Source organism: Corynebacterium yonathiae (assembly GCF_027570195.1).
GTDB lineage: Bacteria > Actinomycetota > Actinomycetes > Mycobacteriales > Mycobacteriaceae > Corynebacterium > Corynebacterium yonathiae.
In genome coordinates this window covers 1-8,284 of sequence record NZ_JAKMUZ010000030.1, presented here as the reverse complement: position 1 = coordinate 8,284, position 8,284 = coordinate 1, and the positions used below count along the sequence as shown (strand labels likewise).

11 protein-coding genes and 1 pseudogene are annotated in these 8,284 nt (G+C 56.8%); 6 read left to right on the top strand and 6 right to left on the bottom strand.

The features are described from left to right. The 3 genes from L8V22_RS11400 to L8V22_RS11390 form a co-directional block, all read left to right on the top strand. Positions 1-807 (top strand): PTS sugar transporter subunit IIAB (locus tag L8V22_RS11400; protein ID WP_269966552.1); only part of this gene is annotated, 807 nt, incomplete at its 5' end. 11 nt (positions 808-818) lie between these two features. Then, positions 819-2,393, top strand: coding sequence for a PTS ascorbate transporter subunit IIC (locus L8V22_RS11395; protein WP_238802168.1), 1,575 nt, complete (start codon positions 819-821; stop codon positions 2,391-2,393). Positions 2,394-2,430: 37 nt separating this feature from the next. Then, positions 2,431-3,042, top strand: coding sequence for a hypothetical protein (locus L8V22_RS11390; RefSeq protein ID WP_238802169.1), 612 nt, complete (start codon positions 2,431-2,433; stop codon positions 3,040-3,042). Positions 3,043-3,049: 7 nt separating this feature from the next. Here L8V22_RS11390 and L8V22_RS11385 read toward each other — a convergent pair whose 3' ends face one another. Then, positions 3,050-3,532 (bottom strand): MarR family winged helix-turn-helix transcriptional regulator, encoded by a 483-nt coding sequence (locus tag L8V22_RS11385; protein WP_238802170.1) that lies wholly within the window; start codon positions 3,530-3,532, stop codon positions 3,050-3,052. Positions 3,533-3,632: 100 nt separating this feature from the next. On the opposite strand from L8V22_RS11385, the gene L8V22_RS11380 reads away from it, so the two are divergent. Then, positions 3,633-4,052, top strand: coding sequence for an organic hydroperoxide resistance protein (locus L8V22_RS11380; protein ID WP_023021113.1), 420 nt, complete (start codon positions 3,633-3,635; stop codon positions 4,050-4,052). A gap of 54 nt (positions 4,053-4,106) precedes the next feature. Further along, the gene (locus L8V22_RS11375; RefSeq protein ID WP_049358550.1) at positions 4,107-4,526 is read left to right on the top strand and encodes an organic hydroperoxide resistance protein; all 420 of its coding nucleotides are present in this window, start codon (positions 4,107-4,109) and stop codon (positions 4,524-4,526) included. Between the two features lie 85 nt (positions 4,527-4,611). On the opposite strand, the gene L8V22_RS11370 is transcribed toward L8V22_RS11375, so the two are convergent. The 5 genes and pseudogenes from L8V22_RS11370 to L8V22_RS11690 all read right to left on the bottom strand — a co-directional run bounded on the left by L8V22_RS11370 (position 4,612) and on the right by L8V22_RS11690 (position 7,895). Next, positions 4,612-5,781, bottom strand: coding sequence for an aminotransferase class I/II-fold pyridoxal phosphate-dependent enzyme (locus tag L8V22_RS11370; protein WP_255711943.1), 1,170 nt, complete (start codon positions 5,779-5,781; stop codon positions 4,612-4,614). Next, positions 5,778-6,494: a 6-carboxyhexanoate--CoA ligase gene (locus L8V22_RS11365; protein WP_238802172.1), complete on the bottom strand. Its 717-nt coding sequence runs from the start codon at positions 6,492-6,494 to the stop codon at positions 5,778-5,780. Before L8V22_RS11365 ends, L8V22_RS11370 begins: the two co-directional genes overlap by 4 nt. Positions 6,495-6,959: 465 nt before the next feature. Then, on the bottom strand, positions 6,960-7,082 hold the full coding sequence (locus L8V22_RS11725; RefSeq protein WP_420840011.1) for a hypothetical protein: 123 nt from the start codon (positions 7,080-7,082) through the stop codon (positions 6,960-6,962). Between the two features lie 46 nt (positions 7,083-7,128). Beyond that, positions 7,129-7,515 (bottom strand): IS3 family transposase, encoded by a 387-nt coding sequence (locus L8V22_RS11720; RefSeq protein ID WP_420840010.1) that lies wholly within the window; start codon positions 7,513-7,515, stop codon positions 7,129-7,131. A 181-nt stretch (positions 7,516-7,696) separates the two neighbouring features. Beyond that, positions 7,697-7,895: pseudogene (locus tag L8V22_RS11690) on the bottom strand (hypothetical protein). Between the two features lie 150 nt (positions 7,896-8,045). On the opposite strand from L8V22_RS11690, the gene L8V22_RS11345 reads away from it, so the two are divergent. After that, complete coding sequence (locus tag L8V22_RS11345) at positions 8,046-8,204, top strand: hypothetical protein (protein WP_238802173.1); 159 nt, start codon at positions 8,046-8,048, stop codon at positions 8,202-8,204. Positions 8,205-8,284 lie beyond the last annotated feature (80 nt).

Genomic DNA, 8,284 nt, shown 5'->3' with positions numbered 1-8,284 from the left:
CTAGATTCCCTCTTGGCGCCCGGTGCCGTGGACTTGCACGGCGCCGCCAAGGACTGGCGAGCAGCCATCCGGCTGGCGGGATCACTGCTTGAAGAAGCTGGCACAATCACCGCGGACTACACGGAAGCAATGGTGCGCTCCGTGGAAGAAACGGGCCCCTATATTGTCGTGGCTCCTGGTTTTGCCTTTGCGCACGCACGCCCTTCGAAGACGGTAAAAGAAACCTCTCTATCGTGGGTCCGGCTAGATAATCCGGTGGAATTCGGGCACGATTCCAATGACCCTGTAGACCTCGTCGTCGCCTTTGCCTCACGGAGTGACTCCGAGCATCTGCAAGCAATGAAGCAGCTAGCAAAGCTGCTAGCCACCAAACGCGACGCGCTTAATCGCGCAGAATCTGAAGATGAGCTCCGCGCAGTTCTCACGGCATCAACTCCGACAAAGAAACGCGCAGCTTCCGCAGCACCGTCGGAGCCAAAGGTCCAACCAGCGAAGCAAACGGCCACCGATTCTGTTGCCTCCAAAGGAAAAATCCTCACGGTATGCGGCAACGGGCTAGGTACGTCATTGTTCCTCAAAAACACCCTAGAGCAGGTGCTCGATGAGTGGGGTTGGGGGCCGTACCTCACCGTGGAAGCTACGGACACCATCTCCGCCAAGGGCCGCGCAGGCGAGGCAGATTTCCTGCTCACCTCTGGCGAAATCGCTGCAACGCTCGGCGATGTCGGGGTTCCTGTCTACGTCATCCAAGACTTCACCTCCATGTCTGAAATCGATGGGGCTCTGCGCGAGCTCTACGACATCTAAGGAGCATCCTCATGGACTTTCTTCTTGCTATAGCGAACTTCCTTGTTAATGAGATTCTCTCCGTGCCAGCATTCCTCATCGGCATCATCACTGCGGTGGGTCTGGCAGCAATGGGGCGCGGAACCGGCAAAACCATTGGCGGCGCCATCAAAGCCACACTCGGCTTTCTCCTTATCGGCGCCGGTGCAGGCCTAGTCACCGGTTCCTTAGAGCCACTGGGGGCCATGATCACGGGCGCGACCGGGGCCCAGGGCGTGGTTCCGACCAATGAAGCCATCGTAGGTATTGCGCAAGATCAGTTCGGCAGCCAGGTCGCTTGGATCATGATCTTAGGCTTTGTGGTTTCGCTGCTGCTCGCCCGCTTTACGCCAATGAGCTACGTATTTCTTACCGGCCACCATGTTCTCTTCATGGCGACTCTTCTCACCATGGTGCTTGCACCAGCCGGGTATTCTTCGTGGATTGTCATCGCCTTCGGCGCAGCGCTCCTTGGCATTCTTATGGTTTCGCTCCCCGCCATCGCGCACCCATTTACCCGCCGCATTTCCGGCGATGACTCTGTGGCCATCGGACATTTTGGCACTGCGGGGTATTTGGCTGCGGGCGGCGTCGGCAAGCTGGTGGGCGGCAAGGGTGAGAAAATGTCGCCCTCCACTGAGGACCTGAAGCTACCAGAGGGCCTGCGCTTCCTGCGCGATTCCATGGTGGCAACTGCACTATCCATGGCGCTAATGTACGTAGTCCTCGCCGTGCTCTTCATTGCACGCGCTGGTTCCGAGGAAGCCTTCACGGCTTTCCCTGATGGTGCTACTGATGTGGGCAACTTCTTGATGCAGTCGGTAACCCAAGGCCTCCAGTTCGGCGTAGCCGTGGCCGTCATCCTGTTTGGCGTCCGCACCATCCTGGGCGAGCTCGTTCCTGCTTTCCAGGGAATCGCTGCCAAGGTGGTACCCGGCGCGATCCCAGCACTGGATGCGCCCATCGTCTTCCCTTATGCCCAGAACGCAGTGCTCATCGGGTTCATTTCTTCCTTCCTCGGCGGACTTGTCGGCCTTGCCGTCCTTTCCACCTGGCTCAATCCAGCCTTTGGCATTGCGTTGATTCTGCCTGGTTTGGTGCCGCACTTCTTCACCGGTGGTGCAGCAGGCGTTTATGGCAATGCCACCGGCGGCCGCCGTGGTGCCGCGCTCGGCGCTTTTGTCAATGGCCTCATCATTACGTTCCTGCCGGCATTCCTCCTCGGTGTTCTTGGTTCCTTCGGCTCCGCGAATACCACTTTTGGTGACGCCGACTTTGGCTGGCTCGGCCTGCTGCTGGGATGGTCCACCAATGCCGGCAGTGCGCTCGGGCTTATCTTCATTGCCCTCATCGCGCTGGCTATTTTGGCTTTGGGCTGGGTATGCCAGCGCAAGCTTGTCGACGCCCACTGGGACCCCACTCCCCACCGCCCTTCCCCCATCAGCAACGCCGACGCCGCCGCAACCAGCGGTGCAACCGGCGCGGCCACTTCCTCCGGGACAGCCAAGAAGTACCCGAAGGTTCTGCCACCCGAAGGTGCACCAGTTCCACCCCGCATAGATCACTAGCCGCGCGCCACGCCTTGAAGGGCGCTACAGTGTCCCTATGCAGCGCCCTTCCATATACCCTCTCGCGTCCGTCCTCCTCGCTACCGGTCTTGCGCTAAGCGCCTGCGGCTCCGGTTCAGACTCCAGCTCTGATTCCGCCCCGGCAGAAGAGCCAGCCTTCTCCACTGCGCAAGATAGCAACTCCCCGGCTGGTGAAAATGCAGAAGAAACCAGCCCGGAGAAGGAAACGAAGCAACGTCGCACCGAAACGGTCACCAAAGAGGCAGCCCCAGAGCAGCCCACACCACCGGCCGGCGGCAAACACAAAATCCATGTAGGCCAGATTGGCGGCTACTGCGGTACATCTTCATCAGGCGATTCCATCGACGCCGGCGATGCGACTTCCTGCGAATTCGCCGCCGCGGTCTTTGATGCCGCGATGCAGGCCAGCTACACTCTGCGCTCCCCAGATCCCACGGTGACATCGGTATACCACGCGGATGTCTCCGCCAGCAGCCCGGTGACCAAGCAATCCTATGACCTTGACTGCCGCATGGGCAGCGACCAGCGAGTTCTCACGTGCGAAAAGCCCGGAGACAAAACAGTTCGCGCCTCATTCGAAACCGCCGACAAAAGCATATGGTCCAGGCGCGTGGCCACGACGAACTAAGCCCCCCCTACCTCACAAAGTCATCTTCGGGGCGCCAGGGCAGCTCCACGTCGACGAGAGTAGCGGCAAGGACATCGAGAGACTCTTTAAATTCCACTAGGTCGAGGCCCAACTTCTCATAGGCCTCAACCATTGCTTCGGGGATGCACTCGGCGCGGGAGCGCAGGGCGTCGCCGTCGGCGGTGAGGCTAGCGAGGGTGCGGCGCTCGTCGGCGGGATCACGGCGTCGCTCCACGTACCCCTGCTTTTCTAGGCGCTTAAGCAGCGGGGTAAGCGTGCCGCTATCCAGACCGAGGCGGGAATGAATGAATTTAAGTGGCACCGGTTCGTCGGCCTCCCACAGCACCAACATGACCAGGTATTGGGGGTAGGTCAGCCCCAGCTCATCGAGGAGTGGCCGATAGGAACGCACTACCGCCCTACTCGCACGGTAAATCGAGAAGCACAGCTGACTATCGAGAGAAAGGTAATCAGTGGGCGCGTCATTCATAGCCAAAAGTATAGACGCCAAGAAAATATTGTCCGCAATTTAATTGTGTACAATCAAAAGTGGATATTAAAATCGGATTATAAAATCGAAAGGAGCAATCATGGACGCCATGTACACCACCGAGGCACTAGCCACCGGAGCAGGCCGCAATGGCCACGCCACCGTCAAGGACTCTGACCTCGATTTCGCCCTAGCCATCCCGAAGGAAATGGGCGGCAGCGGCGAAGGTGCCAACCCAGAGCAGCTTTTTGCCGCCGGCTACGCCGCTTGCTTCCACTCCGCTCTGCAGGCCGTGGCCCGCAACCAGAAGGTCGAGTTGGGTGACTCTGCGGTGGGTGCACGAGTGGGCATCGGAAAGCAGGGCGAAGGCTTCCAGCTCGCAGTGGACCTGGAGGTTTCCATCCCAGCTCAAGACAAGGCCACAGCTCAGCAGCTTGCCGACGCCGCCCACCAGGTCTGCCCCTACTCCAATGCCACCCGGGGCAATATTGAGGTCACCGTCAACGTCGTCGAGGACTAGAATTCTTGCGTACAATCGGCGGACGTACAAAGACCCGATAGAAAAGGAGTCATTATGGACGCCGTATACACCACCGAAGCACTGTCCACCGGAGCAGGCCGCGACGGCCGCGCCGTAGTCAAGGATTCCGATCTGGACTTCACCATGACCGCCCCAAAGGAAATGGGCGGCAGCGGTGAGGGCGCTAACCCGGAGCAGCTTTTCGCTGCCGGTTACGCCGCCTGCTACCACTCCGCACTCAAGGCAGTGGCCAAGGACAAGGGTGTTGACGTGGAGAATTCCTCCGTCGGCGCCCGCGTTAAGCTGGGCAAGAACGACGAGGGCTTCTTCCTCGGCGTTGACCTCGAGGTCACCATCCCAGGCGTTGAGGACGCCAAGGCACAGGAGCTTGCCGACGCCGCCCACCAGATGTGCCCTTACTCCAAGGCCACCCGCGGCAACATCGAAGTCAACGTTGGTGTTGCGCAGGACTAATTCCTAGTCTTCCCTCCCCCCAGCCCACGCCGCGCCAATGTGCGCCGCGTGGGCCCTCTTTTATGCCTGCTGGCACACCACCGGCCTACAGATGGAGAGATTCCAGTTCATTGCAAAGCGCATCAATCTGTGTCTTGGTGTGAGTAGCCATTAAAGTCACCCGCAAGATTGCGGCTCCGCGAGATACAGTAGGCCACCTAATTGCCGGAACTATGAATCCTCGTTCCAGCAGCGCAGCGCTTGCTTCCATCGCTACAGATTCATCCCCCACGCGAACAGGAATGATGGGCCCTTCCCGCTTCAAGGTTCCCCTGCGTTGATGCCAATAAGAAATATTGTCCTGCAGACCGCCGACTAGATTCGGATTGGTTCCCAGTAGGTTTACACCCGCAGTAATAGCGGCGCAATTAGCCGGCGTGGGCGAAGTTGAAAACACAAAAGAACGCGCTTGCTGGCGCAATAGTTGGGCTACTGGCTCGCTTGCTGCCTCAAAGGCGCCTTCAGCTCCGAGAGCTTTACTGGCGGTAATGAGCTGAATATCGGGCCGAATGCCAAAGTGCTCTGGAAGCCCACGACCAGTAGTTCCTATAGTGCCAAAGGCGCGGGCATCATCCACCATTAACCAAGCCCCGTGGTTGTCTGTGACTTTATACAGGTCGGGCAAAGGGGCGAGCACGCCATCCATAGAAAACAGGCCATCTGTAACCACGAGTGCGTATTCGGTTGTTCTGCTGGATAAAGCCTTGTCCACGGCCTCTACATCGCGGTGCGGGGTCACGACCACGGTCGCGCCGTTCGCCTTGGCCAACCTGCAGCCATCGATAATGCTGGCGTGATTTCGAGCGTCTGAGACAATAGTCAGCTCTGGTGACGCTAGCGCCTGCAATGTAGAAATATTGGCCTGATAGCCACTGGCAAAAAGCACCGCATCGGGATAGCCGGTGAAGCTTGCTACAGCAGCTTCCGCTTCTAGGTGCAATTTTCCCGAGCCAGTGGTCAACCGCGAGCCGCCTGATCCAACGCCGTATTCATCGATGGCTTCTTTTGCCGCATTAGCGATGTCTGGGTGCTCAGCTAAGCCCAAATAGTTAGAAGAGCTAAAAAGAATCGCCTCGCGGACACAGTGGTCTCCCGCCTGCTGCACTATCGCATTAGGGGTTTGCCCACTTGCAAAGACAGAAGGACTCCGCCGAAGGCCGTCCTCATCCCATTTTTGGAGTCGAACCTGTACGGCCTGTTCAACACTAGGGTTCATGCTATCGAGTTCACTTCTACTAGGACGGGATGGTTTTCCAGATATTCAATGAGCGCTAAGACATCAGCTCCTGGCCGGATAATAAAAGCGCGACCTCCAGCCCGCGAACCAGGTTCTTTGATGTGCGGCACCCGATGATATGTGCCAGCCACACAAACATAGCCCGTGGTGTATGCGGGGTCATCGGAGATACATAGCTCCGCTAGAACATCTGGGTGCGCAGCAACTTTACTGGCGAGAATTACCGCCTCGAGAGCCGCGTTTTTACCCACGCGCTCCGTGGAAAAGGCCAACTTAGCACCGATATGGCTCACGCGTATCCCCCTTTGCAGATCGGGTTCAAGGCGCTCGGCTTGGGCGGCGTCGATAAGCATGGCACCGCGCATATCGCGGACCGCAAAGGTTGTTTCAATGATGCGTTCCACATGTGGGGTATGACCGCGCAACAAAGCCCGTATAACCGTGTGCGCGTGCTCCGGAGATTCCACCTCCAGGTTTTTAATGCTCACCTGGGGTACTCGCCAAATCTCTTCTTCCTTTAAGGCCTCTACCGTGATGGTTGTGTTTTCCGCGCTGCCTTTGGGGTGGTCAAGAGCGCGTTGTGCCAAGGCCGCGCACGTCGCAGCCACGTCATTGGCGCTGACGATATCCTCCGCACCGGATATGTGCTGACCTGCTGTGTTTGCGCGCATACGCACAGAGTAAAAATCCATGTACAGATAGTACCGAAGAGTTGAACACCGTTCAGTAGATATATGAGTTAACTTTTTCGGCACAGCAGCCCTAACCCCGCTCGACATTGAGTGAAGTGCCCCGAGTTTTGTTCCTAGACATTTGCCTTGATTTCTATCATTGCCTGTGGCGGGTTCTGCTTCCAAAATTCAGTTTCGACCTCGACCGGGTTTCGGTATCTCAAGCTTTGGTCAAGCCTTGTCTCGTTCCACCATGACACCCACTTGAGCGTCGCGATTTCTACTCTTTACAACATCATCCCACCTGCGGGTATGGATCAGTTCGTTCTTGTAGGAGCCGTTAACGTTTTCAGTCAAAGCATTGTCAAAGGAGTCACCAACACTTCCGGTAGAAGCGGTAATGCCGTGTTGGGCAAGTCGCTCGTTGTAGACCACGCTGACATACTGCGACCCATGATCGAATGGTGAATGAGACTTGTCGTTTCCTCAGCACACACGATCGCCTGGTTGAGAGCTTGCAGCAGCAGTGCTTGAAGTGCGCATGGAATCTGATAACGCCCGCCCAACGATCCGTCGGGAGTAAACGTCGGTGACAAACGCGGCGTACACAAAGCCTTTCTTCGTGCGCACATACGTAATGTCGGCCACCCACAGTTTATTTTAGACCCTGAGCTTTGAACTCACGCTCGGACCAAGTCCGGGCGCAGATCCGGCACGTTAGACTTACGGGTTGTGATAGGTGATCCGCCTGTGCCTTTGCCAAAACACCGGCCAGGCGCATCAACCGAGCAGTTTGTTCACGACCGATATCAATTCCGTCACGGTGAAGAGCATGCCACATTTTACGCACACCGTAAACACCGTAATTATCCCGGTGAACAGCACTAATGCGTTCTACCAGCACAGCATCGCGAAGGCGACGAGCACTTAGTCCACGGGCCTTGGATTGGCGATATCCACGCGAGGTGATAAACCCACCGGCCCGTTTATTTTTCAACGTCTTACAAATGAACTCGGGCAGTGAAACTACTCCGGTGTTCATCGATGAACCGGATCATTTCTTAACGTTTTTGGGCCTGGTTCCGACGCGAAAAAAGCTGAGGCAGCCTTCAGCAGCTCATTAATGTCGCGTAGCTGGTAATTTTCACGGCGTAGCCTCGCGTTTTCGGCGGCCAAGTCTTCAGGCACGGGTTCTGGGGTGTTTCCCGCACGGCGGGCAGGGCTTAAGTCCATTGACGAGCTGTGTGCCATGAAACCCCCAGTTTTGGGGCTACTGCCTGGCATGCGGCTTGCATCGACATGTTTTCCGCCAAGATGCGATCTTCCACGAGACGGACCACGCGGTCCTTCGCATTCTGGTCAAATTTCCTTGGCATGCTCCAGATTTTCCCATCTACTCAGACGGAACAAAAACTGGGACACTTCACAAAACCTGGGACACTTCAGTTAAGAAACAAAGCTAACTCAATTCTACTAGTCCTAATATTTGCTTTGAAGCCCACTAGTGCAGCTAGAATGGCGAATGTGCACAAATAGAGTGCGCAATTTTCCCTACTCTGAAAGGAAATCAAAATGATTGCAGATCTGCTAACTAACGCCCAGGAAGCAGCCCACGCAGCCGTCTCCAACGGCTGGGACATCTTGGAGCAGGCAAGCCTTTTCTTCCGTAAGCTGCCGTACCTCATTCCAGACGCACTCAATGAGTTTAACCGCTCCATCCTCGGCTTCTAAACACTAGCCGCAAAACAACCCTCCGAGAGAGCCCAATCTCGGGGGGTTTGGTTGTTTTCAGGATGTCCTAAAGGTCTAAA

Coding starts and splice junctions, on each gene's coding strand:
- L8V22_RS11395 (WP_238802168.1), top strand. CDS start 819: ATGGACTTTCTTCTTGCTATAGCGAACTTCCTTGTTAATGAGATTCTC.
- L8V22_RS11390 (WP_238802169.1), top strand. CDS start 2,431: ATGCAGCGCCCTTCCATATACCCTCTCGCGTCCGTCCTCCTCGCTACC.
- L8V22_RS11385 (WP_238802170.1), bottom strand. CDS start 3,532: ATGAATGACGCGCCCACTGATTACCTTTCTCTCGATAGTCAGCTGTGC.
- L8V22_RS11380 (WP_023021113.1), top strand. CDS start 3,633: ATGGACGCCATGTACACCACCGAGGCACTAGCCACCGGAGCAGGCCGC.
- L8V22_RS11375 (WP_049358550.1), top strand. CDS start 4,107: ATGGACGCCGTATACACCACCGAAGCACTGTCCACCGGAGCAGGCCGC.
- L8V22_RS11370 (WP_255711943.1), bottom strand. CDS start 5,781: ATGAACCCTAGTGTTGAACAGGCCGTACAGGTTCGACTCCAAAAATGG.
- L8V22_RS11365 (WP_238802172.1), bottom strand. CDS start 6,494: ATGGATTTTTACTCTGTGCGTATGCGCGCAAACACAGCAGGTCAGCAC.
- L8V22_RS11720 (WP_420840010.1), bottom strand. CDS start 7,515: ATGAACACCGGAGTAGTTTCACTGCCCGAGTTCATTTGTAAGACGTTG.
- L8V22_RS11345 (WP_238802173.1), top strand. CDS start 8,046: ATGATTGCAGATCTGCTAACTAACGCCCAGGAAGCAGCCCACGCAGCC.